Annotated in this window: 21 protein-coding genes; 4 read left to right on the top strand and 17 right to left on the bottom strand. The window is 66.8% G+C overall.

The window, feature by feature from the left end; translation table 11 throughout:
* Positions 1–51 precede the first annotated feature (51 nt).
* The 4 genes from ABRP34_RS03200 to ABRP34_RS03185 all read left to right on the top strand — a co-directional run bounded on the left by ABRP34_RS03200 (position 52) and on the right by ABRP34_RS03185 (position 3321).
* The gene (locus ABRP34_RS03200; protein WP_353712234.1) at positions 52–981 is read left to right on the top strand and encodes a putative RNA methyltransferase; all 930 of its coding nucleotides are present in this window, start codon (positions 52–54) and stop codon (positions 979–981) included.
* Positions 982–1102: 121 nt separating this feature from the next.
* Positions 1103–1564: an NfeD family protein gene (locus tag ABRP34_RS03195; RefSeq protein ID WP_353712233.1), complete on the top strand. Its 462-nt coding sequence runs from the start codon at positions 1103–1105 to the stop codon at positions 1562–1564.
* A gap of 103 nt (positions 1565–1667) precedes the next feature.
* Positions 1668–2657, top strand: coding sequence for an SPFH domain-containing protein (locus tag ABRP34_RS03190; RefSeq protein WP_353712232.1), 990 nt, complete (start codon positions 1668–1670; stop codon positions 2655–2657).
* A gap of 316 nt (positions 2658–2973) precedes the next feature.
* A complete protein-coding gene (locus ABRP34_RS03185) occupies positions 2974–3321 on the top strand; it encodes an RNA polymerase-binding protein RbpA (protein WP_003802221.1) in 348 nt (115 codons plus the stop codon).
* Positions 3322–3480: 159 nt separating this feature from the next.
* On the opposite strand, the gene ABRP34_RS03180 is transcribed toward ABRP34_RS03185, so the two are convergent.
* From ABRP34_RS03180 to ABRP34_RS03100, 17 genes are all read right to left on the bottom strand, one after another.
* Positions 3481–4218: a polyprenol monophosphomannose synthase gene (locus tag ABRP34_RS03180; RefSeq protein ID WP_353712231.1), complete on the bottom strand. Its 738-nt coding sequence runs from the start codon at positions 4216–4218 to the stop codon at positions 3481–3483.
* A 371-nt stretch (positions 4219–4589) separates the two neighbouring features.
* Entirely contained in the window at positions 4590–6251 is a 1662-nt protein-coding gene (locus tag ABRP34_RS03175) for an amidohydrolase family protein (RefSeq protein WP_353712230.1), read from the bottom strand.
* A 95-nt stretch (positions 6252–6346) separates the two neighbouring features.
* On the bottom strand, positions 6347–9241 hold the full coding sequence (locus tag ABRP34_RS03170; protein WP_353712229.1) for a DEAD/DEAH box helicase: 2895 nt from the start codon (positions 9239–9241) through the stop codon (positions 6347–6349).
* A gap of 24 nt (positions 9242–9265) precedes the next feature.
* A complete protein-coding gene (gene tatC, locus ABRP34_RS03165; protein WP_353713296.1) occupies positions 9266–10060 on the bottom strand; it encodes a twin-arginine translocase subunit TatC in 795 nt (264 codons plus the stop codon).
* Positions 10061–10108: 48 nt separating this feature from the next.
* A complete protein-coding gene (tatA, locus tag ABRP34_RS03160) occupies positions 10109–10378 on the bottom strand; it encodes a Sec-independent protein translocase subunit TatA (protein ID WP_353712228.1) in 270 nt (89 codons plus the stop codon).
* 35 nt (positions 10379–10413) lie between these two features.
* Positions 10414–10782, bottom strand: a complete 369-nt coding sequence (locus tag ABRP34_RS03155) for a hypothetical protein (protein ID WP_353712227.1) — start codon at positions 10780–10782, stop codon at positions 10414–10416.
* A 26-nt stretch (positions 10783–10808) separates the two neighbouring features.
* Positions 10809–12818, bottom strand: coding sequence for a WYL domain-containing protein (locus ABRP34_RS03150; RefSeq protein WP_353712226.1), 2010 nt, complete (start codon positions 12816–12818; stop codon positions 10809–10811).
* Between the two features lie 120 nt (positions 12819–12938).
* A complete protein-coding gene (locus ABRP34_RS03145) occupies positions 12939–13334 on the bottom strand; it encodes an FKBP-type peptidyl-prolyl cis-trans isomerase (protein WP_307102959.1) in 396 nt (131 codons plus the stop codon).
* A 58-nt stretch (positions 13335–13392) separates the two neighbouring features.
* Complete coding sequence (locus ABRP34_RS03140) at positions 13393–14322, bottom strand: FKBP-type peptidyl-prolyl cis-trans isomerase (protein WP_353712225.1); 930 nt, start codon at positions 14320–14322, stop codon at positions 13393–13395.
* 109 nt (positions 14323–14431) lie between these two features.
* Positions 14432–15796: a Pup--protein ligase gene (gene pafA / locus ABRP34_RS03135; protein ID WP_353712224.1), complete on the bottom strand. Its 1365-nt coding sequence runs from the start codon at positions 15794–15796 to the stop codon at positions 14432–14434.
* A 1-nt stretch (position 15797) separates the two neighbouring features.
* Positions 15798–16505, bottom strand: coding sequence for a proteasome subunit alpha (gene prcA / locus ABRP34_RS03130; RefSeq protein WP_003802240.1), 708 nt, complete (start codon positions 16503–16505; stop codon positions 15798–15800).
* Position 16506: 1 nt separating this feature from the next.
* Positions 16507–17328 carry a proteasome subunit beta gene (prcB, locus tag ABRP34_RS03125; RefSeq protein ID WP_353712223.1) on the bottom strand — a complete coding sequence of 274 codons (822 nt, stop codon included), beginning with the start codon at positions 17326–17328 and terminating at the stop codon, positions 16507–16509.
* Positions 17329–17412: 84 nt separating this feature from the next.
* Positions 17413–17613 carry a ubiquitin-like protein Pup gene (locus ABRP34_RS03120; RefSeq protein ID WP_043418809.1) on the bottom strand — a complete coding sequence of 67 codons (201 nt, stop codon included), beginning with the start codon at positions 17611–17613 and terminating at the stop codon, positions 17413–17415.
* 84 nt (positions 17614–17697) lie between these two features.
* Positions 17698–19317 carry a depupylase/deamidase Dop gene (dop, locus tag ABRP34_RS03115; protein WP_353713295.1) on the bottom strand — a complete coding sequence of 540 codons (1620 nt, stop codon included), beginning with the start codon at positions 19315–19317 and terminating at the stop codon, positions 17698–17700.
* A 50-nt stretch (positions 19318–19367) separates the two neighbouring features.
* Positions 19368–21113 carry a proteasome ATPase gene (arc, locus tag ABRP34_RS03110; protein WP_314193160.1) on the bottom strand — a complete coding sequence of 582 codons (1746 nt, stop codon included), beginning with the start codon at positions 21111–21113 and terminating at the stop codon, positions 19368–19370.
* An 82-nt stretch (positions 21114–21195) separates the two neighbouring features.
* Positions 21196–22263: a tRNA (adenine-N1)-methyltransferase gene (locus tag ABRP34_RS03105; protein ID WP_003802252.1), complete on the bottom strand. Its 1068-nt coding sequence runs from the start codon at positions 22261–22263 to the stop codon at positions 21196–21198.
* A 130-nt stretch (positions 22264–22393) separates the two neighbouring features.
* Positions 22394–23563 carry a site-2 protease family protein gene (locus tag ABRP34_RS03100; RefSeq protein WP_003802254.1) on the bottom strand — a complete coding sequence of 390 codons (1170 nt, stop codon included), beginning with the start codon at positions 23561–23563 and terminating at the stop codon, positions 22394–22396.
* Between the last annotated feature and the right edge of the window lie 11 nt (positions 23564–23574).

Genomic DNA, 23574 nt, shown 5'->3' with positions numbered 1-23574 from the left:
AAAGGCGCGGAACGGCCGCCGCCGAAAACACCCTGCCCTAGGATGGTCCTCATGCTCTCGCGCCTTCCCGTTCTGCTTTGCCCCGTCTGCCGCCAGGAACTCCAGCCCGTCCACGACGGCGGCAACGGCAGGGTCCGCGCGCTGGCGTGCCCGGAGCGCCACAGCTTCGACGCCGCCCGGCAGGGGTACTTCAACCTGCTGGTGGGCAAGGGAACCGCCTTCGAATCGGACACCGCGGAGATGGTTGCGGCACGGACAGCCTTCCTCGACGCCGGTCACTACCGGCCCCTGGCCGACGCGCTGGCCAAGGCAGCCGGGCCGGCCCTGAACGGGCCAGCCCCAACTGTCCTTGACTCCGGCACGGGAACGGGACACTACCTGCGCGCGATCCTTGATTATCTGGACAGCGACCATCATCCGGAGAGTGACGACCACAGCGCCGCCCCGGCAGACGGCGCGGGCGGTGTGGCCGCCGTCGGGCTGGACATCTCCAAGTTCGCCCTGCGCCGCGCCGCCAAACTCAACCCGGAAGCCATCAACCTGGTGGGTGACGTCTGGCAGCCGCTGCCCCTGCATGACGCCGCCGTCGACGTCGTCACCGTGGTGTTCGCGCCCCGCAACGCTGCCGAGTTCGCCCGCGTCCTCAAACCCTCCGGCAGGCTTATCGTAGTGACGCCGCGCGCCGGACACCTCGGGGAAATTGCCCGCCAGGCGGGCATGCTGGGCATCGACCCTGACAAGGACGAGCGTTTGGCCGAGGCGCTCGCGGGCCGCTTCTCGCCGCTGTCGGCACAGGACATCGACGTGGAACTGTCGCTTTCCCCGGAGGACGTTGCCAACCTTGCGCTTATGGGCCCCGCCGGCCACCACACGGACCGCGCCACACTGACCGACCGGCTCGCCGGCCTCCCGCAAACCACCAGGGTCTCCGCCCGGTTCCGGATCAGCATCTTCGTTCCGTTGGAAATCCCCGCTCCATAACGGCTTGGCCACGTTCCTGTGTTGCCCGCCGTTCCCCTGCCGGGCGCTCGTGCTTCGGTCTACGATGGAAGAAAGTCACTGAGGGTCTGCCCCGCAGCCCTCGGGATCAAGGGGGAACGCGATGTTTGAATGGCTAGGCCAAAACTGGTGGGCACTGTGGCTCACCCTCTTCCTGGTGTTCGCCGCCGTGGAGATGCTGACCCTTGACCTGTTTTTCATCATGCTGGGCGGAGGTGCCCTTGCCGGCCTGGTGGCCGACTTTGCCGGCGCTGACCTGTGGCTTCAGATCGTGGTGTTCTGCGTCGTCTCGCTGCTCATGATCGCGTTCGTCCGCCCGGTGACACTCAAGCACCTGCACAAGGGCGCGCCGGAACAACGCACCAACATCGACCGCCTGATCGGCGAATCAGCGCTCGTGCTGGAAGCGGTAACGGCCAGCGGCGGACGCGTGAAGATCGGCGGCGACATCTGGAGCGCCCGTTCGCAGTCCGGCGTCCTTCCCGAAGGCCAGCGCGTGATCGTCTCGGCCATTGAAGGCGCGACGGCGGTCGTCTCACCTCAGGCTGAGACCGCCGTCCAGTAGGCGGCTCCCCCATGGGTTTCTGCTCCCGCCGCGGCGGAGCAGCAGATTGCGGCGAGTTTTCGCCAGGTTAGAGCTTCACTGAAAGTCGGGGACAAGGAGAAGTATGGATAGCCCAGGAGGAATCGCACTCACGTTCGTGATGGTGGTTCTGATCATTTTCGTCATCATCGTGCTGGTCCGCTCGGTACGGATCGTGCCGCAGGCCCGGGCCGGCGTCGTCGAACGCCTGGGGAAGTACCAGCGCACGCTCAATCCCGGCCTGACGCTCCTCATCCCCTTTGTCGACCGGCTCCTGCCGCTGCTGGACCTGCGCGAACAGGTGGTCTCCTTCCCGCCGCAGCCCGTGATCACCGAGGACAACCTCGTGGTGTCCATCGACACCGTGGTCTACTTCCAGGTCACCGACCCGCGCGCCGCAACGTACGAGATCGCCAACTACATCCAGGCCGTGGAGCAGCTGACCACCACCACCCTGCGTAACGTGGTGGGCGGCCTGAATCTGGAAGAGGCGCTCACGTCCCGCGACCAGATCAACGGCCAGCTGCGCGGTGTCCTGGATGAAGCCACTGGCCGCTGGGGCATTCGTGTCTCCCGAGTGGAGCTGAAGGCCATCGATCCGCCGCACTCCATCCAGGATTCCATGGAGAAGCAGATGAGGGCGGAACGCGACCGCCGCGCTGCCATCCTGACCGCCGAGGGAACCAAGCAGTCCGCCATCCTGACCGCCGAGGGGCAGCGGCAGGCCGCCATCCTCAAGGCCGAGGGTGACGCGAAAGCTGCCATCCTGCGCGCAGACGGTGAGGCACAAGCCATCCAGAAGGTGTTCGACGCCATCCACAAGGGGAACCCGGACCAGAAGCTGCTGGCCTACCAGTACCTGCAGACCCTGCCGAAGCTCGCCGAGGGCTCCTCCAACAAGCTGTGGATCATTCCCAGCGAAGTCGGCGAGGCACTGAAAGGCATCGGAAGCGCCTTGGGCGGAACCAACCCTGATCCCCGCTCCGGCGATCTCTTCGGCGGCGAGGACGGCGGCCAGGCCGGCGCCCAGACCGGCGCCCAGACCGGCGAGGCGGCAGCCCGGACCCAGGTTTAGGGTTTCAAGACAAAGCAGCCTTTCATGGCAAAGCAACGGGAGGCAGGCCGCCGCGGCCTGCCTCCCGTTGTCTTGCGCACCTGGCTGCGCTGCTGCGCCCCGCCGGTCTGTTGCATGCCGCCGGATTGCTGCGCCCCGCCGGAATCCGTATAATGGGATATTTGTCCGGCCGGATCAGTCCGTGCGGAACAACAAAGCTTGGCGAAGCGTTTCACCTAGTGATGCTACGTGAACCACACCGTAGTCCGGAGGCGCCCTAACCAGGGCTTCCGGCTAGCGCGGAGTCCGCTCCGCGAACCGATTAGAGGGAGAAATCATGAGCGATCGCAGCCTGCGAGGCATGCGTCTTGGCGCCCAAAGCATGGAGACGGAATCCGGCGTGGAGCCGGCTCCGCGTCAGCGGGTTGAGTACCGGTGCGAGGACGGCGAACAGGTTTTTGTAACCTTTTCCTCCGAAGCCGAAATTCCCCCTGTCTGGGTTTCCAAGACCGGCAAGGAAGCGCTGCTCGTTGATGGCGAACGCCCGGACACCAGCAACGAAAAGGCAGTCCGTACGCACTGGGACATGCTGCTGGAACGCCGCTCGCTTCCCGAGCTGGAGCAGATCCTCGAAGACCGCCTCACCATTCTGCGCGAGCGTCGTGGCGAACGGCGTTCAGCCTAGCCGCTGCTAGCTGGCAGGCAGGCGCGAGAGCCAAAAGGCCGGATCCGCTGCATCCATGGATGCAGCGGATCCGGCCTTTTGCGTATCAGCCTGGTTCTTTGTGCCAGCTGGCCGCGGTGCCGGCCAGTCGCGGTGCCAGTCAGTCGCGCGGGGTGCCAGTTAGTCGCGTGGGCTCTTGCCCGTCAGCTTCTTCCAGCGGGCGGTCAGGCCCCACTTCGTCACGTTGATCATGGCCTCAACCACAATGTTGCCGCTCATCTTGGAAGCACCGAGTTCCCGCTCCACGAAGGTGATGGGCCGCTCCACGATATTCAGGCCCATCTTCGCGACGCGCCATGCCAGGTCCACCTGGAATCCGTAGCCGACGGAATCGACCTGGTCCAGGTTCAGCTTCTCCAGCGTGGTGCGACGGAATGCGCGGTAACCGCCGGTCACGTCCTTGATCTTGAGGCCGAGCATGATGCGCGCGTATGTGCTGCCGGTCCGGGAGATGGCCTGCCGGTACAGGGGCCAGTTCACGACGCTTCCGCCCTTCACCCAGCGGGAACCCATGGCGAGGTCGGCGCCCTGGTCCACGGCCTCCAGCAGGGAGGGCAGCTGTTCGGGCTGGTGCGAGCCGTCGGCGTCCATCTCCACCAGAACGTCGTAGCCGGTGTCCAGTCCCCACCTGAAGCCCGCGATGTAGGCGGCGCCCAGGCCTTCCTTGCCCTTCCGGTGCAGGACATGGACCTGGTTGTCCCCGGCGGCGATGCTGTCCGCCAGCTGCCCGGTGCCGTCCGGGCTGTTGTCGTCAACAACGAGGACGTCGGAAGCCGGCACGGCGGCGCGGAGTCGTCCCAGAGTCTTGGGAAGCGACTCCAGCTCGTTGTAGGTGGGGATGATGGTGAGGACACGCACAGGGAGGCCTTTCCTGGATGGGAGCGGTCAGCACGCGGGGAGCCCGGCGGGAACGCCGGCTCGCAAAGCGCAACTCCCTATTATACGGGCCCCGCACAGCGCATCTGTCCGCGCAGCAGGGATCCGGCTCCGCCACGGGCGGGTCCTTGCGCTACGGGCCAGTTCCTGATGCCGCGATAAGCGGATGGAGGAACTGTTTTCTGCTGCGCTTCGGACCCGCCCCCGGAAGCTCAATGCTACGGACTGGCTGGGGGCTGTCAACAGCCCCCTGACCTGCCCGTTCACCTATCGTCGCAGGTCAGAGCCCTTTTCCGGGAGGGAATCCCGGCATGGCCGGACACTATGTGTCGCCGAATTAAGCCCGGCGAAAATCAGCCCCGGAGGGCTTCTGCCGAGAACAGCTCCAGCCCGTCCCGCACGGTCTGCAGGCACCGGGGATCCGTGCCGGTGTCCAGGGCGGGCAGCAGCGGTGTGCGGGCCCGGGGATCCGTGCTCCAGGACTGGACCCTGTTGTCCGCCACCTGAACCATGAGCTCATCCACTTCCCAGACGGCGAAGGATGCCGGTGCGCCCGGTACCAGCTGGCCCGCCATGGGGTTCTCGTAGCGGGCGGCACGCCAGCCGGCCCGTGTGTGGCCGAGGAAGGCCGCCCGGGCGGAGATCCGCTGGTCGGCATCGTGGTGCTCGAGGCAGGCCCGGACGCTGGACCAGGGACGGAGCGGCGTCACGGGGGTGTCGCTGCCGAAGCAGATGGGGACGCCGGCCGAATAGAACGAGGCGAACGGGTTCATGCCCTGGCTGCGGGATCCGAGGCGCCGCTCATAGAGCCGGCCCTGGCCACCCCACGCGGCGTCGAAGGCTGGCTGTGCGCTGACGGTCACTGAGTACTTCGCCAGGCGCGCGATGGCGTCGGCGTCGGCCATTTCAACGTGCTCGAAGCGGTGCCCGGCCGCCCGGACCCGTTGCTCCCCCACCTCAGCGGCTGCCTCCTCTAGGGCCTGCAGGGCCGCATCGAGGCCGGCGTCTCCTATGACGTGGAAGCCGCCCTGGATGCCCAGGAGCGAACAGGCCGCAAGGTGCGCGGCCGCCTCGGCCACGGACAGGTACGTCGTCCCGGTCTCCCCGGGTGCGTCCGTGTAGGGTTCCCGCAGGGATGCCGTGCGGGAGCCGATTGACCCGTCGATGTTCAGGTCCCCGGCAAATCCGCGGACCCGGACCCCAAGCTCAGCGAGGAGCGCCTCGGCGTCGGCCGCCGTCGTCGTCAATTGTCCCCAGTACGGCAGCACCTCGGGGGCCGGGCGCGTGCCTGCCGCGTCGTTCCATCCCGCCGCCAGCCGCAGGTCGTCGAAGCTGCTGATTCTTGGTGCACCCATCTCGGCCAGTGCCACATACCCGTTGGCCGCAGCCTCGTCCAGGGCACGCCGCTGGTAGTCCTGCAGCGCGGCGGTTGATAGGCGGCGGGTGGCCTGCCGGGCGGCAGTGTGGGCTTCGCGCCGGACATGGCCGCCCGGCGCGTAGCCGTCCAGTTCCGCCAGCCCGGCACTGGCCACGAGTGACGGCGAGACAAGGGCCGAATGAACATCAACCCGGGAAAGGTACACCGGACGGCCGGCGGCAGCCCGCTCCAGCTCTCCGGCGTCCGGGAGGGTGGGATCGTCCCAGAGCGACTCATCCCAGCCATGACCCAGCACGGCGCCTTCCCCGCCCGAGGCCGCAACGGCGTCCAGCAGTTCGCGGGCCGACCGCACGCCGCCGAGCTGCAGTGAGTCGAGCGCAATGCCGGTCTCGGTCAGGTGGGCGTGGGAGTCGACAAATCCGGGAGCAACGAGGGCGCCGCGGAGATCGATGATATCCATGGAGTTGTCGGCGATCGAGGTGGCAGCCTGTTCCGAGCCGACCCACGCGATGGTGTCGCCGTCCACCAGCATGGCCGTGGCGAAGGGATCAGCCGCGGTGTAGACGGAACCGTTGCGGTACAGCGTGACCTTTGACGGTCCGGTTCCTTCCTGCGGGCGGGCGGGGGCATCGGCCATGGAGGCGCTCCTTGGAGAGTTCAAACGGGGTGTTGGGTACGGAAGTGTTTGGTACGGAAACGTTCAGTGCGGAGGCGGGGCCTGGGTGCTGGTAGTCAGCCCACAGTGGAGTAGGCCACGACGCCCCGCCTGATCAGCTTGATGGCCTCGGCGCACAGCCGGGCCAGCCGGGGATCGAGGCCGGGGATCTTGGCCAGCTGGTCCAGCAGGTCGATCACCTGCTTGACCCACCGGACGAAGTCGCCGGCGGCCAGGTCCGTGCCGCTGAGCACGTCCTGCAGGTGGCGGCCGCGGGCCCACTTGTACATCGGCCAGATCAGTCCCAGTTCCGGTTCGCCGGTGAGCGGGAGCTTGTTCTGTTCCTCCACGTCCTCCAGCGCAGACCACTCGCGGACCACGATATCCACGGCGGTCTCGAGGGAAACGCTGGGCATGCGGGGACGCAGGCCGCGGTCCTCGCGCTTGGCCTGGTACACCAGCACACTGGCGAACGCGGCCACCTCCACAGCGTCGAGGTCATCGAACGCCCCCTGCCGCAGGGCCTGCGAAATCAGCAGGTCCTTCTCGCCGTAGATCCGGCGCAGCCGCTGGCCGTCGGTGCTAATGCGGTGCTGTCCGTCCCCGGTGGACTCGAGGTAACCGTAGGCCGACAGGACATCGCACACCCGGTCGAACGTCTTGGCGATGGTGTTGGTGCGTCCCTGGATCTGGCGGACCAGACCGTCGGTTTCCTTGCGCAGCTTCCACCAGCGTTCGGACCACCTGGCATGATCCTCGCGTTCGCTGCAGCCGTGGCACGGGTGGGCCCGTAGGGCACGCCGCAGGTCGGCGATCTTCTTTTCCTGGTTTTGCAGCGCGGAGCCAAGCCCGAAGTCGTTGTTGCGGCTGTTTCCCCTGGCCGGCGGCCGGTTCTCCCGCAGGGCGTTCCGGACGGAGGAGGCCAGGTCCCGCCGCGACTTGGGAACCTTCGCGTTGAATGACTTGGGGATCCTGATCCGGGTCAGCGGCGCAATAGGGCCCTCCAGGTCATCGACGCCGATACGGCGCAGCTGGCTTTCCAGCGTCAGCACCGCGGGCCTCGGCTCGCGGGAGCTGTGGTCCGAGCTCAGTACCACGGCAAATCCGGGGGCCCTGCCTGCCGGGACATCCACAACGTCGCCCGGCAGCAGACGGCTCAGGGAGTCCTCGTTGAGCGACTTGCGGGCCCGTGATTTGCTCCGCGAACTGAAATTCTCGGCGTCGGAAAGTTCCCGCCGCAGCCGGGCGTACTCGGTGAAGTCGCCAAGATGGCAGGTCATCGATTTTGCATAGCCGGCCAGCGACTCCTCGCGGCTGCGGACCTGACGGGCCAGGCCGACCACCGACCGGTCAGCCTGGAACTGGGCGAAGGAGGACTCCAGGATTTCCCTGGCCCTGGGCCGGCCGAACTGGGCGAGCAGGTTGATGCTCATGTTGTACGTGGGCTGGAAGCTGGAATTCAGCGGATACGTCCGGCGGGAGGCCAGGCCGGCCACCGCTGCAGGGTCCGTCCCGGGCTGCCACAGGACCACGGCATGGCCTTCGACGTCGATGCCGCGCCGGCCCGCCCGGCCGGTGAGCTGGGTGTACTCCCCCGCCGTGATGTCCACGTGGGCTTCGCCGTTGAACTTGTCCAGCTTCTCCAGCACCACGGACCGGGCCGGCATATTGACCCCGAGGGCCAGCGTCTCGGTGGCGAACACCGCCTTCACGAGGCCGTCCGCAAAAAGCTTCTCAACCACTTCCTTGAAGGTGGGAAGCATGCCGGCATGGTGGGCTGCGATGCCGCGCAGGAGCCCCTCCCGCCAGCTCCAGAAGCCCAGCACTTCGAGGTCGTCGGTCGGAATGTCCTGGCCGGCCTCGTCCACCCGCTGGGCGATGATGCCCTGCTCCCGCTCCGTGGTGAGCCACAGCCCGGACGCTACGCACTGTGCGACGGCGGCGTCACAGCCGGCCCGGGAAAAGATGAAGGTGATGGCGGGCAGCAGGTCCTGCCGGTCAAGGCTGGCGATGACCTGCGGCCGGCTAGCCCGCCGCACGGCGCTCCGGGTCTCCTGCTGGGGCTTCTCACCATAGCGCTGGCGCTGCTGCCGCCGCTGGCTCCGGCCGCCGTGGCCGAAGCGGCCCTGGAAGTTGAGCTGGCTTTCAGCCCTCGAAAGGGTCAGCAGTTCCGGGTTTACCTCGAATCCCCGCTGGCCAGCGTCGGCGGGTGAAGGCGCCAGGGGCAGGGCGGCGGCCGCTGCCGGGCTGCCGGCCGGGGCGATTTCGTCAAAGGTGGTCTCGCCGGCGAATAGATCCACGATGTCCCTGCCCACCATGACGTGCTGCCAGAGCGGCACGGGACGGTGTTCGGAGACGATCACGTCGGTGTCGCCGCGGACGGTGTCCAGCCAGGCGCCGAACTCCTCCGCGTTGGAGACCGTGGCGCTGAGGGACGCCACCTGCACCTCGCTGGGCAGGTGGATGATGACTTCCTCCCAGACCGCACCGCGGAAGCGGTCGGCCAGGTAGTGGACCTCATCCATGACCACAAAGCCCAGGTCGAACAGGGTGTCGGAGTCGGCGTACAGCATGTTGCGCAGGACCTCGGTGGTCATGACCACCACGGGCGCGTCGCCGTTGATGCTGGTGTCACCGGTCAGGAGGCCGACGTTCGCCTCGCCGTATTTCTCCGTCAGCTCGGTGAATTTCTGGTTGCTGAGCGCCTTGATGGGCGTGGTGTAGAACGCCTTCAGTCCGCGCTGCAGCGCCAGGTAAACGGCGAACTCGCCCACGATGGTCTTGCCGGCCCCGGTGGGCGCGGCAACCAGCACCCCGCGGCCTTCCTGGAGGGACTTGCACGCCTGCCGCTGGAAGTCGTCCAGTTCAAAGCTGAGTGTGCGGGCGAATGCGCCCAAATGGGTCTTTGCTTCCGCGGCCCGTTCGGCGCTGGCGCGGTACCGTTCGGAAGGCGACGGAGTGGTGGTGGACATGCCTCAAGCCTAGCGGGGGCGCACCTAGAGATTCTTCAGCTCACTGCTCGGAGTCGCGATATCGGCTGTGGCCTCGGTCTCAGCGGCCCGCTTCACTGCCCGGCGCGCACGACGGCGGTCATTCAGGACGCACAGGCCGATGGCCAGGAAGAAGAGCAGGAGCATGGGACCGGCAAGGTAGAACATGCTCATTGCGTCGCCGCCAGGGGCGGCCATGGCGGCGAACAGGCAGACAAGGAACACGGTGATGCGCCAGCTCTTGATGAGCTGCTCTCCGCGGAGGAGTCCGGCGAGGTTCAGGCCCACCAGGACAACAGGGAGCAGGAAGGCAATGCCGAAGGCGAGCAGCAGCCGCAGCACGAAGGACAGGTAGACCTGCGCGCTGATGAAGTTGGACCCGCCGGAGGGCGTGAAGTCGGTGAGGACCCGGACGGCGTTGGGCAGGACGAGCCATGCCATCGTCACGCCGCCGACGAAGAGCGGCACCGCGGCCGCCACGAAGGACAGCGCCAGCCGGCGCTCCTTCTTGTGCAGCCCGGGGACGATGAACGCCCACAGCTGGTACAGCCAGACAGGGCTGGCCAGGATGACACCGAGGAAGACGGACACCTGGATCATGAGGTCGAAGGAGCTCGCCACGCCGTCGAAGTTGAGCGACGCCTGCCGGCCCTGGCTTTCGTTGAGGTCCCGGATCGGTTTGATCAGCGCCGCGAGCATGGGCTGGTAGACCATGAAGCCCGCAACGGTGGCGAGCACAACGGCAATGGCGGACTTGAACAGCCTGTTCCTGAGTTCGCGCAGATGGTCCAGCAGAGCCATCCGTCCCTCAGGATTGGAGCGACGACTCATGGTTAGTGCCACGTGATCTTAGGCGCGGTTGGGGGGCGGAACGTCGTTTCCGTCGGCAGGACGGTTATCCGTCGTGGCGGAACGCGGGTGGTTCACGACGGTGCCTTCGACCGGATCTGCGCCGTCCTTGGCTTCCGGGGCCCCGTCCTTCTTCATTTCGCGGACTTCCGACTTGAAAATGCGCATCGACTGGCCGAGGCTCCGGGCCATGCCGGGCAGCTTCGGTGCAGCGAAGAGCACCAACGCCAGGACGATGATGATGATGAGATGCCAGCCTTCAAGCCTCATGGTGGGTGTTCCTTTCGTTTAGTAACATCCTACGTTTATCTGAATTCGATGTCGCGCAGCGACTGGGGCTGGCCCCGTTCGGCCTTCCGGCGGACCCTGCGCTGGCGCCGGGCTTCCCTGCGGGCCTCCTTGGAGGCGTGGCAATCATGGCGCATCTGGTGCGGCGAGGCAAAAGGGGCGGTTCCCGGTGCAACCCCGATGACGTCGGAATCGGGTGCCGCCTCCATGGCACCTGCGGACGCTGTCGCAGGAACGGGAAGGCGGGTGAGTTTGTCCCCCGCTTCACCGAGCTCCTTGACCGTCGCCATGAACTGGCGGAACAGTCGGACACCCATGAGCACGAAGAACAGCAGGGACAGCGACACAAGCGCCACCCAAATAAGGATCCAGGACCACCAAGGCATGCTGAGTAGTCTAACTGGCGTACTGGCTAGCCCTTGTATTGGGCCAGGGCCGCTTGGATCCAGTCCCGTGAAGCGCGGGCAAGCGCCTCAGGTTCCAGGATCCGTGCCGTTCCGCCGTGCTGGGCTACGAACATCGGCAGCCACGCCGTGTTGCCGAACCGGATTTCGGCCACCAGGCCGCCGTCCGGAAGCGGCGCTGTCCGCTCGGCATAGTAGTCGTCCGCGAGACCGGCGCCGCGGGCGGTGAGCTGGACGGTGACCAGGGTGTCGTCGTCGTTGGGGGTGAACAGCTTTGCCGGGAACCCGCCGTCGGGCTGTATCCCGGACGAGACCGGCTTGCCGGTCGGGGTGAGGTCCTCGATCCGGTCCAGCCGGAAATTCCGGAGGCCGGCCGCCGAATGGCAGTAGGCCTCGAAGTACCAGGTGTTGTCCAGGGAGTAGAGCCGGAGCGGATCCACGTCCCGCTCCGACAGGGTGTCCTTCTGCGGGGAAAGATAGACGAGGTGCAGTTGGGACCCTGATTCAATCGCGTCGCGGATGACCTCGAGGTTGGCTGAGTTGCCGGGTCCCACTTCCGGTCCGGACAGGGCGGCGGCGCGGAGCCCCTCCTCCCCCGCGGCGGCCATCAGCTTGAGCGTCACCGATTCCAAGGCACTCCCCTCGGCCAGTTCCGGCAGGCCGTTCAGGGTCTCGAGGCCGGTGAGCAGCGCGCAGGCCTCGTCCACGGTGAATCGGACAGGCCGGTTCAGCTCCATGGACTGGCTGATGAAAACGTGGCCTTCCTCCCACTGGATGTCCAGCAGCTCGTCCGGGTAGCCCTGCGGCAGGCCCGAGCAGATCAGGATCAGCAGATCGTCTTCGAGCTCCTGCCGGGTCACGCCGAACCTGTCGGCGACCTCCTCGATGGGAAGGCCCTGGTTGCGGACCAGGAACGGCACCAGCTGCAGCATCCTCCTGAGCTGGTCCTCGGACGTGCGCTTGCGGGTCCGCTTTCCCGTACCGGCATGTCCGAACGAATACGACGGCGCCGGAGCGTCGATGAAGGCGGCGGCATTCGCAAGGCGGCGCTGCACGGCAGCGGACAGCTCTGCCGGGGCCACCACCTTGACGTGCGGCCCGTAGGAGGCCAGTTCTTCTCCCAGCACCTCGGCGTCGCGATAGGGAACGGTAAGCCGGTCCCAGCCGGCGTCGGTCTCCGTGACCTCGGCGGCGTCCGGATCCACATCCGCGGACGCGGCGGCTCCGGCGGCACGCTTGCGCAGTCCCAGCAGCTTGCCGCTGCGGACATCCACGACGGCGGCGCTGACCGGAAGCTCCGGAAGGCTGTCCAGCTGGGCACGCATGTTGAAGCCGGCAGGCGGCGTGAAGGCTTCCCGCTCCAGAATGGTGACGGCCGACGTGAAGCGCGACAGCCGGAAGAAGCGCTTGGCACCGCGGCCCCGGTCGAAACCGACGAGGTACCACTGGCCGAAGCGGCTGCCCAGGCCCCAGGGTTCAACGGTGCGTTCCTCTTCCCGGCCCGTGCTGCCGGCCAGGTAGCGGAAGCGGACAGCGTGCTGGGCGTGCATGGCGGCCACCAGGTCCTCGAACGCCTGGCCGGCCGGTTTGATGCGCGGCTGCACGCCGGCCGGAAGTTCGACGTCGGCCAGGCCGCCCGCCGCCTGGAGCTTGCGGAGGGCGTTGCTCGCCGCCGTACCCAGCGCCGCCTGCTCCCAGAGCTGCGAAGCCAGCAGCAGGACCGTCCATTCGTCCGGGGTCAGCTCCACATCCGGCAGGCGGTTGGATTCCTTGCCGATCCGGTACCGGGTGGTGCCCGGATCGTCCGAACTCCAGCCCAGGTCCGTGACCGTCTCGACGTCGAAGCCGAAGTCGCGCAGATCGTTCTTGTCGCGTTCGAACATGCGGCCAAAGGCGGCGTCGCTGGCCGCACCGCCGGCGTAGATTTTCTCCCGCAGCTCACTGCGCCGCAGGCCGTACCTTGAGTTCAGCAGTGCGATCAGGAGGTTCAGCAGGCGTTCAGTACGTTGGGCGGACACCCTCGTTACGTTACTAAAGCCGTTCCGGCAAAAACGCGAAAGCGCGGCAACAATCCGGAAAATCCTTCCGATTGTTACCGCGCTTGCGCAGTTAGTGTGCTTCCGGCGGAAAACCCGCGATCAGCGGACGCCCACCAGGTCCACGACGAAGATGAGTGCCTCGTTCGGGCCGATGGCTCCGCCGGCACCGCGTGAGCCGTAAGCCAGCTCCGAGGGGATCTCCAGGCGGCGGCGGCCGCCGACCTTCATGCCGAGCAGACCCTGGTCCCAGCCCTGGATGACCTGGCCGACGCCGACACGGAAGTCCAGCGGGGCGCCGCGGCCCCACGATGCGTCGAACTCTTCGCCGGTGGACCAGGCCACGCCGACGTAGTGTGTGGACACGGTGTCGCCCGCCTTGGCCTCGGGACCGTCGCCCTCAATGATGTCCGTGATGACGAGTTCCGTGGGCACCGGGCCTTCGGGGAAGTCGATTTCCGGCTTTTCACGGTCGAGCTTGCGCTGGCCAAATGACATGGTTGCTCCTTCTGCTTATGGGAACTTGGGTATTCGGGGTGTTGCTTGAAGCCTGGGTTTACTTAGCACCCAGGATGTCGACGACGAACGCGAGGTCACCCTTCGCGTCACCCTGGCCGGAGTCGCCGTAGGCCAGATCCTTGGGGATGACGAGCAGGACGCGGGAGCCGACCGTCTTTCCGGTCAGGCCCTGGGTCCAGCCCTTGATGACCTGGTTCAGCGCGAACTCTGCCGTCTGCTTGCGGTCAAAGCTGGAGTCGAACTTCTTGCCGCTGGCCAGCGCCACACCGACGTAGTTCACGGTCAGGGTGTCCGTGGCCTTAACGGCGGCGCCCTTGCCCTTGATCAGGTCCTGGGCGATGAGCTTCTTCGGGGCTGCGACGCCCTTGACCGAGAGCTCCGGGACGCCGTCCTTCTCGGTGACGGTCGGCAGGCCGGCGGGCGGGGTGACCGGGTCGCCTTCAGGCTTGTCGAGAACCTTCGGGGCCTCCTTGGCGGAGAGCACCTTGATGATCAGAAGCTGGGTCGGCTGGGCAGCCTGGCCTTCTGCCGCTGCCTTGCCCGGGATGGCGAGGGCGAGCTGGGAGCCCACCTTGGCGCCAACAAACGCGTTGTAGACGATCGCGCTGCCGGTCTTGAGCTCCTCGTTCAGTTCAAGGGGCTCGGGATCACGGGGGAAGCTGTCGTCCAGCGTGGAGCCGTCCTTGGCATTGAGGGCAAGAACGGAAATCTCGGCGATCTGGTTGGCCTTCACGCGGTCCCCGCCGCCTTCGGTGACAACCTTGACAGTGGGTTCGGCAACCTCGAGGGGCTTGGTGAACTCGACGCCCGGGGCTTTCTTGTCCCCCTTGTCCGTCAGCTTGAGCGAGTCGAGCTTGGCGGTCTCACCCGCGGACTGGCTGGTCGGTTCCGGGGCTGCGGGCTCCTGGCCACCGCAGGCGGTCAGCAGAAGCAGCGCGGGAAGAAGGATTGCTAGTAGTCGGCGCACGTAAGAACTTTCGTCGGGGCAAGATGGATGCCCTGCCGGGATGCTGGACACGGCAAGGCAGTCAGGACCGCAGAACGGCCTCTTCCAGAGTAACGCGGAAAGCTGGGTATCAGCCCATAGAGTCCAGAAGCGCATCCACCCGTTCGTCCTCGTTGCGGAACGGGTCCTTGCACAAAATGGTCTGGTGCGCGCGGTCGTTGAGCTTCAGATGGACCCAGTCCACGGTGTAGTCGCGGCCCAGCTCCTGCGCCTTGCGGACGAAGTCGCCACGCAGTTTGGCCCGGGTGGTCTGCGGCGGGGCGTCCACGGCGTCCTTGATGGCCGTCTCCTCCGTCACGCGGCGCACTGCCCCGCGTGCCTGCAGCAGGTAGTACAGGCCGCGGGAACGGGAGATGTCGTGGTAGGTCAGGTCCAGCTGCGCGATCCGGGGCGCCTCCAGGCCCAGGCCGTGGCGCCTGCGGTAGCTGTCCATCAGCTTTTTCTTGATCGCCCAGTCGATTTCGGTGTCGATGGTGCTGGAGTCGCCGCTTTCGATGGCGCGCAGCGTCCGCCCCCACAGGTCCAGGATCAGCGGGACGTGCGGGTTGTGGGCTCCGTTTTCCTCGACGAACGCCGTGACTTTGCTCAGGTACTCCTGCTGGATCTCCAGCGCGGTGAGCTGGCGGCCGTTGGCGAGCCGGACAAGCGCGCGGCCGCTTAGGTCATGGGAGATCTCGCGGATGCTGCGGATGGGATTTTCCATCCGCATGTCCCGCATGATCACGCCGGCCTCGATCATCCGCAGGATGAGGTCCACGGTGCCCACCTTGAGCAGCGCCGTGGTCTCGGACATGTTGGAGTCGCCGACGATCACGTGCAGGCGGCGGTAGAACTCGGCGTCGGCATGCGGCTCGTCGCGGGTGTTGATGATGGGCCGGGAGCGGGTGGTGGCGGATGACACGCCCTCCCAGATGTGGTCCGCCCGCTGCGAAAAAGCGTAGGTGGCTCCATGCGGCGTCTTCAGGATCTTGCCGGCACCGGCGATGAGCTGGCGCGTGACGAGGAACGGGATGAGGATCTCGGCCAGCCGGGTGAACTCGCCGCGGCGGGGAATGAGGTAGTTCTCGTGGCTGCCGTAGGAGTTGCCGGCAGAGTCGGTGTTGTTCTTGAACAGGTACACCGTCCCGTTGAAGCCTTCGGCAGCCAGCCTGGACTGGGCCTCGTCCACGAGGTCGTCCAGGATAAGCTCCCCGGCCCGGTCATGGGCGATCAGCTGGGCAAGGTCGTCGCATTCCGCGGTTGCGTATTCCGGGTGCGAGCCCACGTCGAGGTACAGGCGGGACCCGTTGGTGAGGAAAACATTGGAGGACCGTCCCCAGCTCACCACCTTGCGGAACAGGTAGCGGGCCACTTCCTCCGGGGCGAGGGGGCGGGAATCCGGGCTCGAATAGGAAATCCCGAATTCGGTTTCAATGCCGAAGATCCTCTTGTCCATGTCAGCTCTCCTCAGCCAGCAGTTCCACCACGTCTTGGTCGGACAATCTGCGGAAAGCCCTCCGCGTCCCCCTGTTGCTTTCCGAACTTCGGTCCAGCACCGCCACTTCCAGGGCCTTGGCCGGCAGGTCGGGTGTCTCGTTGTCCGTCACGAGTCCCTTGACGGCGAGCCGGATCGCCGCAGCGAACGAGAGGTCGCGCTGCCAGCCGCCCTCGACCGCCCCGGATACCTTGTCCGCCTGGCCGCCCATCACAATGAAGTTGTGCTCGTCCGCGATCGAGCCGTCGAACGTGAGGCGGTAGAGGTGGTCGAGGTCCTGGCTGGCTCCGACTTCCGCCACGGCAAGTTCCACCTCGAAGGGCTTCTGCTCCGCGGTGAAGACGGCGCCCAGGCTCTGTGCGTAGACGCTGGCCAGTCCCCTGGCCGTGACGTCCTCGCGGTCGTAGGAATAGCCGCGGACGTCGGCGTAGCGCACCCCGGCCTGGCGCAGGCTCTCAAACTCGTTGTACTTCCCGACGGCGGCGAAGGCGATCTTGTCGTAGATCTCGCCGATCTTATGCAGCGACGGTGACGGGTTCTCCGCCACGAGCGCAATCCCGTCCTCGCAGCTGATCACGATCACGGACCGGCCGCGGGCGATGCCTTTCCGTGCGAAATCCGCACGGTCCTTCATCAGCTGCTCGGGAGAGACATAGAACTGCTGTGTCATATCAGGCCTCCCTGCGGGCAGCTGCCCTGGACTCGATGATGTTTCCGGCCATGGTTGCGAGTTCCCGTTCGGATACCCGCCGGGCGCCGGCCCGGTTGACGGCGTACACCACGGGCCAGAGCTGCCGCACGGGGTCGGGACCGCCGGTGGCGGAGTCGTCGTCGGCTGCGTCGTACAGGGATTCGACAGCCACGGCGATCGCTTCGTCCTCGGGCAGGTTCGGCCGCCAGAGCTTCTTGAGGGCGCCGCGGGCGAACATGGATCCGGAGCCCACGGCGTGGTGTTCCTGTTCCTCGTAGCGGCCGCCGGTCACGTCATAGGAGAAGAGCCTGCCTATGCCGGCGGCAGTGTCGAAGCCCGCGAAGAGCGGGACCACGGCGAGGCCCTGCATCGCCATCGGCAGGTTGCCCCGGATCATGGCGCCGAGCCGGTTTGCCTTGCCGTCCAGGCTCAGGAGGGTGCCCTCGATCTTCTCGTAGTGCTCGAGCTCCACCTGGAACAGGCGGGTCAGGTCGATTGCGATGCCTGCCGTGCCGGCGATTCCGAGGACCGAATACTGGTCGGCGGGAAAGACTTTTTCGATGTGCCGGCTGGCGATGATGTTGCCCATGGTGGCCCGGCGGTCGCCGGCCATCACGATGCCGCCCGCGTAGGTCATGGCCACGATGGTGGTGGCGTGGGGCACGGCGAGGGGCTGGCCGGCGGGCGTGCCCGACGCGAATGGTGTGTATTGGGGAAGCAGTTCCGGACGGTCGCGTTGGAGATGCTCAGTGAACGACGACGTCGCGTGGGCGGCTACCTTGTTGGCTGTTGTCTCCTGCACTGGTGCACTCCTTCAACGTGATACTTCAGCGGCTGTCCGGTACCTCTGGCCTCCGTGCCCGGTGCGGGTGGTGTCGCTGCCGGTCTACTGGCCGCCCTTTTGGACGAACGCCCGGACGAATTCCTCCGCGTTGGACTCCAGGACGCCGTCGATCTCGTCGAGGAGATCGTCAACACCCTGTGTCGAGGCGGATGCCTGGCCTTCTGCGGGTTCCGGCGGTGCGGGGACCTCTTCCTCGACCTCGGTGTCGCGTGGCTGCGGCTGCTGCTGCTCCTGGCCTGCCATGTCCTTCTCCTTCATCCAGTCCCCCATTACGGAGGGACATCCTGTATGCCCATATTGCCACGCAAAGGGCCTCTGCGGGGTGCATTATGCCTGTGGCGGAGCCGGTGCCGATCCGAGCAGTTCTGCAAGGAACGGTCCTGCCTCGCGGTGCCTGGAAAACAGCCCCCCGGTCAGCGCCTTCGTGCCGCGCAGCGGCTCCCGGGTGGGGACGCGCTGCAGTCTTCCGTATCCCGGTACGTCGAAGATCACCGAGTCCCAGCTGGCCCCCACGACGTCCTTGCTGAAGCTGCTGACGCAGCGTCCGCGGAAGTACGCGCGGGTGTCCGACGGCGGTTCCGTCACCGCTGCTGCGATGTCGGCGTCGTCCACGATTCGCTGCATCCGGTTGCGTGACAGCAGGCGGTAGTAGAGACCCTTCTCGGGCCGAAGGTCGGCCCACTGCAGATCCACCAGTCCGAGCCGGGCGTCACCCCACTGGAGCCCGTCGCGTTGGCGGTAGCCCTCCAGGATGGACAGTTTGGCCAGCCACTCCACCGACGTGGCGGCAGCGGCCCGGTCGCTGTCCAACTGGGTCAGGGTGGTGGCCCACCGCTCCAGCACGGCATGGGTGTGGCCGTCGCCGTCAACGGCGTCCGAGACACCCGTGTCCTGGGCGAGCTTGGCAGCGGCCTCGTGGTACATCCACTGCAGGTCCAGGGCCGTTACCCGGCGGCCGTCCAGGAGCCTGATCTTGGTGGTGAGGGTGGTGTCGTGGCTGATGGCCTGCAGTGCGCCCACGGGCTCGTGGACCTCAATCCGCGGCGCGAGGCCCGCCTCGATCAGGCTCAGCACCATGGCGGTGGTCCCGAACTTCAGGTAGTTAGATACCTGGCTCAGGTTGGCGTCGCCGATGATGACGTGCAGCCGCCGGTACTTGTCTGCCGTGGCATGGGGCTCGTCGCGGGTGTTGATGATGGGGCGCCGGATGGTGGTCTCAAGGCCCACCTCCGCCTCGAAGAAGTCCGCCCGCTGGCTGATCTGGTAGCCGGGCCGGGAGCTGTCCTGGCCCATGCCCACCCGCCCCGAGCCGCAGATGATCTGCCGCGACACGAAGAAGGGGGTCAGCCCGCGGACAATGTCGCCGAACGGCACGGACCGCGGCATCAGGTAGTTTTCGTGCGACCCATAGGACACGGACTTGTTGTCGGTGTTGTTCTTGTAGAGGTTGACGGCGGGAAGTTCCGTGTCGCTTGCCAGCCTGCGGACCGCAGCCAGGCCCACGAGGTCCCCGGCTGCGTCCCAGGCGACTGCCGCCGCGGGGTTGGTGACCTCCGGGCTGGAGTACTCAGGGTGGGCGTGGTCGACGTAGAGCCGGGCCCCGTTGCCGAGCACCATGTTCATCAGCAGCGAGCCCGATTCGTCCTCGCCGTCGAGCTCGAGCTCTTCCCGGCCGTAGGCAAGCGCCACGGCCTCGGCGTCCAGCACGGGCGGCTGGTCCGTCAGCTGGCTCGGATGGGCCTGGCCGCGTTCGAGGGTCCAGCCGCGGGCGTCGTGCAGCGGCTCCTCGTCCGTGTAGTCCCAGCGGGTTTCAGCGCCGCCGGCAGCCCTGAGCCGCGTGACCTGGGCGTAGGCCTGGACCACCCGGGCGGACATCATGGTGGCATTGGCGCCCGGTGCGGCCGGCGCGTGAATCCCGTATTCGGTTTCCGACCCCATGACCCGCATGGCGCCGCCGGCCGGCAGGCCACCTCCCAGCGCCGATTCGGAGCCGGCCGTCACAGGTACTGGCCCGTGTTGGGCATGGTCTCGATGGATTTGCCGGGCTCCTGACCGGCCTTGCCCTGGACGATGGTGCGGATGTAGGTGATGCGCTCACCCTTCTTGCCGGAGATGCGTGCCCAGTCATCCGGGTTCGTGGTGTTGGGCATGTCCTCATGCTCGCGGAACTCATCGACGACGGCGCGCAGCAGGTGGTCGATGCGCAGGCCCTTCTGCTGGGTGGTCAGGAGGTCCTTGATGGCGTACTTCTTGGCACGGTCTACGACGTTCTGCACCACGGCACCGGAGTTGAAGTCCTTGAAGTACAGCATCTCGGTGTCGCCGTTGGCGTAGGTGACTTCCAGGAACTCGTTGGATTTCTCCGTTGAGTACATCGACTCCACGGTCCGCTGGACCATGGCGTCGACGGTGGCCAGCACATCGCCGTCGTGTTCCACCAGGTCATCCTCGTGGAACGGCAGGTCCGGGGTGATGTACTTCCGGAAGATGTCCGCCGCGGCCTCGGCGTCGGGGCGCTGGATCTTGACCTTCACGTCGAGGCGGCCGGGGCGCAGGATGGCGGGGTCGATCATGTCCTCGCGGTTGGAGGCACCGATGACAATGACGTTGTCCAGCCGCTCCACCCCGTCGATCTCGCTCAGCAGCTGCGGCACAATCGTCGTTTCGACGTCGGAGGAGATGCCCGTGCCGCGGGTGCGGAAAAGCGAATCCATCTCGTCGAAGAAAACCACTACGGGGCTGCCGTCCGAGGCTTTTTCGCGGGCCCGGGAGAAGATCAGCCGGATGTGGCGTTCGGTTTCGCCGACGTACTTGTCCAGGAGCTCGGGTCCCTTGATGTTCAGGAAGTAGCTCTTGAGGTCGATGTTGCCCGAGCGTTCCGCGGCGCGGGCGGCCAAAGAGTTCGCCACGGCCTTCGCGATGAGGGTCTTGCCGCAGCCCGGAGGCCCGTACAGCAGGATGCCCTTGGGTGCCTTGAGCCCGTGTTCGCGGTAGAGGTCAGGGTGCAGGAACGGCAATTCGATGGCGTCCCGGATCTGTTCGATCTGCGGGCCGAGGCCGCCGATGTCCTCGTAGGTGATGTCCGGGACTTCCTCCAGGACGAGGTTCTCCACCTCGGACCGCGGGACCTTTTCGAGGGCGTACCCGGTGCGGGAATCAATGGACAGGGCATCGCCCACGCGCAGCTTCTCGCTCAGCAGCGGGCCGGCGAGCCGGATGACGCGCTCCTCATCGGCACGGCCCAGCACCAAAGCGCGGTCCGGGCCGAGCATCTCCTTGAGCGTGACGAGTTCGCCCGCACGCTCGTAACCGAGGCCGGCCACCACCAGGAGAGCCTCGTTGAGGAGGACCTCCTGGCCGACCGCCAGCTGGTTGATGTTGACCAGCGGGCTGACGCCAACCCGCATTTTGCGCCCGGCGTTGAAGATGTCCACCGATTCCTCGGTGGCTGCCTGGCCGCTGCCGGCGGCCTGGCGCCGCGGGTTCAGCTGGAGGATGGTGCCGAAACTGTACGGCGGCTGCCCCTCCTGGTCGAGGGCATTCTTCAGCCGGAGTATTTCGGCCTTGGCAGTTTCCAGCATTGCCACGAGCTTGGAGTTGTTCTGCGTGGCAGCGGCCAGTTGGCGGTCGATATGCCTCAGTTTGTCCCTGAGGATATTGACCTGCCGGTCCGCGACAGACAGTTCATTGGCGCCAGCCTGCTCAGCCGGCGTAGGCACGGAGTCATTGTTTGGCGTCTCCATGATGCATCAGCCCCTTCCTACGCTTCTCTTAAGACCATAGCCCCAAGTTGGCTGGTAGAGCCGACGACATCCGAAATACGGACTAGTTTGTGATCTCCGGGTCGTCCTTGACGTTGGTGCCGGCGATCGCGTCCCGCGCTGCCCGGCGGAGCTTCTTGTCGGAGACGAGGCGCTCCCCGACGGCGCCCGGTGTCCAGGCGTTGACGTCCTCTTCGTTGAACTCGGTCTTGGACGGGCGCCGCTTCACGGAGATGCCCGTAACGCCGTCAGCGAGCCGCCGCGTGACCAGCAGGAAGCCGGTGTGGGCAACCATGCGGTGGTCGGGGCGGACGGCCAGTCCTTCGAGGTGCCAGCCGCGGACCATGGATTCCCAGGCGTCCGGCTCGGTGAAGCGGCCGTCGGCGCGGATGGCTTCCGCCGTGCGGGAAAGCTGGGTGACGGTGGCGACGTAGTTGATCCACACGCCGCCGGGGGCCAGGACGGTGGCCACGGCGTCGAGGCATTCCCAGGGTGCCAGCATGTCGAGGACCACACGGTCGATGGACCCGGGCTCTTCGGCACGGACCACTTCCTCCTGGAAGTCGCCGATGGAGATCTGCCAGGCCGGGTGCGGGCCGCCGAAGATGGTCTCCACGTTGCCGCGGGCGATGGCGGCGAATTCCTCGCGGCGCTCGAAGGAATGCAGGTAGCCCTGGTCCCCCACCGCACGCAGCAGCGAGATGGAGAGCGCACCTGAGCCCACGCCTGCCTCCACCACGCGGGCGCCCGGGAAGATGTCAGCCATGGTGATGATCTGGCCGGCGTCCTTCGGGTAGACCACGGCGGCGCCGCGGGGCATGGACAGGACGAAGTCGGACAGCAGCGGGCGGAGCGTCTGGTACTGCTGGCCGACGTTGTTCACCACTACCGAGCCGTCCACCTTGCCGATGATGTCATCGTGGTTGAGGAAGCCCCGGTGGGTGTGGAACGCTCCGCCGGCCTCGAGGCTGATGGTGTTCATGCGCCCGCGCTCGTCCGTCAGCTGGACCCGTTCGCCTTCGCGGAAGGGGCCGCGCCGCCGGGCAGCACCCACCGGCTGGTCCGCCGTTCCGGCTGCAGTGCCGGAAGGAAGGCCCGTGCTGGTTCCGTTGGCGGCAGATTCGCTGCTCATGACTGTGTCCTCGCTCCTGTGAAAGCTGTTTTGGCGTGCACCGTGGCGGTCGGGCAGGGCGCCGTGCACCCGCTGCCGATTTCACGACCGGCACGTAACTCTACCGGTTCCGGCCGCGCCGGCGCGTGTTTTAGCGGGAGGCCTTGCCTGTTATGGCCGTCACCACGGTGGACTGGCGCAGCAGGCCGGTGACCCGCCCGTTGTGGTCAACCACCGCATAATCGTGTCCCTCAAGCTGCGCCAGGTACTGGAGCAGCTCCTGCCCTTTGGACCATTCCGGTACGTACGCGCCGGCGCCGAGCGGGTAGGCCACCGCTCCGGCGGGGGTGGTGCCGGCCATGGCGACGGGCACCGCGGCCAGGGCGGCGGGGTCCACCACGCTGCTGGGCCTGCCGTCCGGAGCGCAGAGCACCACGGCGGTCTGACCGCCTGCCGACACGTTCAGGACGTCGCCGACGCTGACTGTCTCGGAGAGGCCGACGGCGGGTTCGGCCAGCGCGGCGGCGCTCACCAGGTGGAGCCGGCTGCGCAGGCGGCCCTGCTGGATTGAGGCTGACGCGCCCATCCAGAGGAAGCCGCCGACCAGGATGGTGATGAGCAGCATGCTGGTGTCCGGGACGTCTCCGCTGAGCAGCGGCCGGACAATGAAGTACAGGCCCAGCGCGATGACGATGATTCGGCCGCCCCAGCCCGCGGCGACCGTGCCCTTGGCGTGGCTGCCGGTGGCCTTCCAGACCGCGGATTCCACCAGGCGGCCGCCGTCCAGCGGCAGCCCGGGCAGCACGTTGAAGATACCGATCACAAGGTTGGCCCAGAAGAAGATGTTCAGGAGGGTGTCCGCCACGCCGGACAGCCCGCCCGCGGAGATCACCAGCCACGCTGCGCCTGCGAGCACGAAGTTGGCGGCGGGCCCGGCCATGGCAACTAGCACGGACCGCCCGGGGGTTGCGGTGAAGCTTTCAAACTGGGTGTGGCCGCCCCAGAGGTTGAGCACGATTTTCTCGCTGGGCCAGCCGTAGATCTTGGCCGTCAGCGCGTGCGCCAGTTCATGGACGAGGACCGACAGCAGGAGCAGGACGGCGTAGGCGAATGCCACGTAGTACGCCCCGATGCCCAGCGACGGGGTACCGTGCTGCAGCACGGGTCCGTATACGATCACCGTGAAGGCGGCGATGATGAACCAGGAGTAGGCCAGGACGATGGGAATGCCGGCGATCCTGCCGAGCGGGATGCCCTCGCGCCGGCTGTTCCTGGTCTGCACGCTCTGGGGCTGCTGACCGGATCCCGCGGGATCAGACACGTTCCGGCTCC

Origin of the sequence: Arthrobacter sp. K5 (assembly GCF_040448525.1) — a bacterium.
GTDB classification, from domain to species: Bacteria; Actinomycetota; Actinomycetes; order Actinomycetales; family Micrococcaceae; genus Arthrobacter; species Arthrobacter globiformis.
The sequence above is the reverse complement of the archived record's forward strand: the minus strand, read 5'-3'. Positions and strand labels throughout refer to the sequence as shown.

Bases quoted from the DNA above. Each gene is read 5' to 3' on its own strand.
- dop (WP_353713295.1), bottom strand. From the start codon at position 19,317: ATGCGGGTCATGGGGTCGGAAACCGAATACGGGATTCACGCGCCGGCC.
- ABRP34_RS03185 (WP_003802221.1), top strand. From the start codon at position 2,974: ATGAGCGATCGCAGCCTGCGAGGCATGCGTCTTGGCGCCCAAAGCATG.
- pafA (WP_353712224.1), bottom strand. From the start codon at position 15,796: ATGGACAAGAGGATCTTCGGCATTGAAACCGAATTCGGGATTTCCTAT.
- ABRP34_RS03170 (WP_353712229.1), bottom strand. From the start codon at position 9,241: ATGTCCACCACCACTCCGTCGCCTTCCGAACGGTACCGCGCCAGCGCC.
- prcA (WP_003802240.1), bottom strand. From the start codon at position 16,505: ATGACACAGCAGTTCTATGTCTCTCCCGAGCAGCTGATGAAGGACCGT.
- ABRP34_RS03175 (WP_353712230.1), bottom strand. From the start codon at position 6,251: ATGGCCGATGCCCCCGCCCGCCCGCAGGAAGGAACCGGACCGTCAAAG.
- ABRP34_RS03145 (WP_307102959.1), bottom strand. From the start codon at position 13,334: ATGTCATTTGGCCAGCGCAAGCTCGACCGTGAAAAGCCGGAAATCGAC.
- arc (WP_314193160.1), bottom strand. From the start codon at position 21,113: ATGGAGACGCCAAACAATGACTCCGTGCCTACGCCGGCTGAGCAGGCT.
- tatC (WP_353713296.1), bottom strand. From the start codon at position 10,060: ATGGCTCTGCTGGACCATCTGCGCGAACTCAGGAACAGGCTGTTCAAG.
- ABRP34_RS03190 (WP_353712232.1), top strand. From the start codon at position 1,668: ATGGATAGCCCAGGAGGAATCGCACTCACGTTCGTGATGGTGGTTCTG.
- ABRP34_RS03155 (WP_353712227.1), bottom strand. From the start codon at position 10,782: ATGCCTTGGTGGTCCTGGATCCTTATTTGGGTGGCGCTTGTGTCGCTG.
- ABRP34_RS03195 (WP_353712233.1), top strand. From the start codon at position 1,103: ATGTTTGAATGGCTAGGCCAAAACTGGTGGGCACTGTGGCTCACCCTC.
- tatA (WP_353712228.1), bottom strand. From the start codon at position 10,378: ATGAGGCTTGAAGGCTGGCATCTCATCATCATCATCGTCCTGGCGTTG.
- ABRP34_RS03120 (WP_043418809.1), bottom strand. From the start codon at position 17,613: ATGGCAGGCCAGGAGCAGCAGCAGCCGCAGCCACGCGACACCGAGGTC.
- ABRP34_RS03200 (WP_353712234.1), top strand. From the start codon at position 52: ATGCTCTCGCGCCTTCCCGTTCTGCTTTGCCCCGTCTGCCGCCAGGAA.
- ABRP34_RS03105 (WP_003802252.1), bottom strand. From the start codon at position 22,263: ATGAGCAGCGAATCTGCCGCCAACGGAACCAGCACGGGCCTTCCTTCC.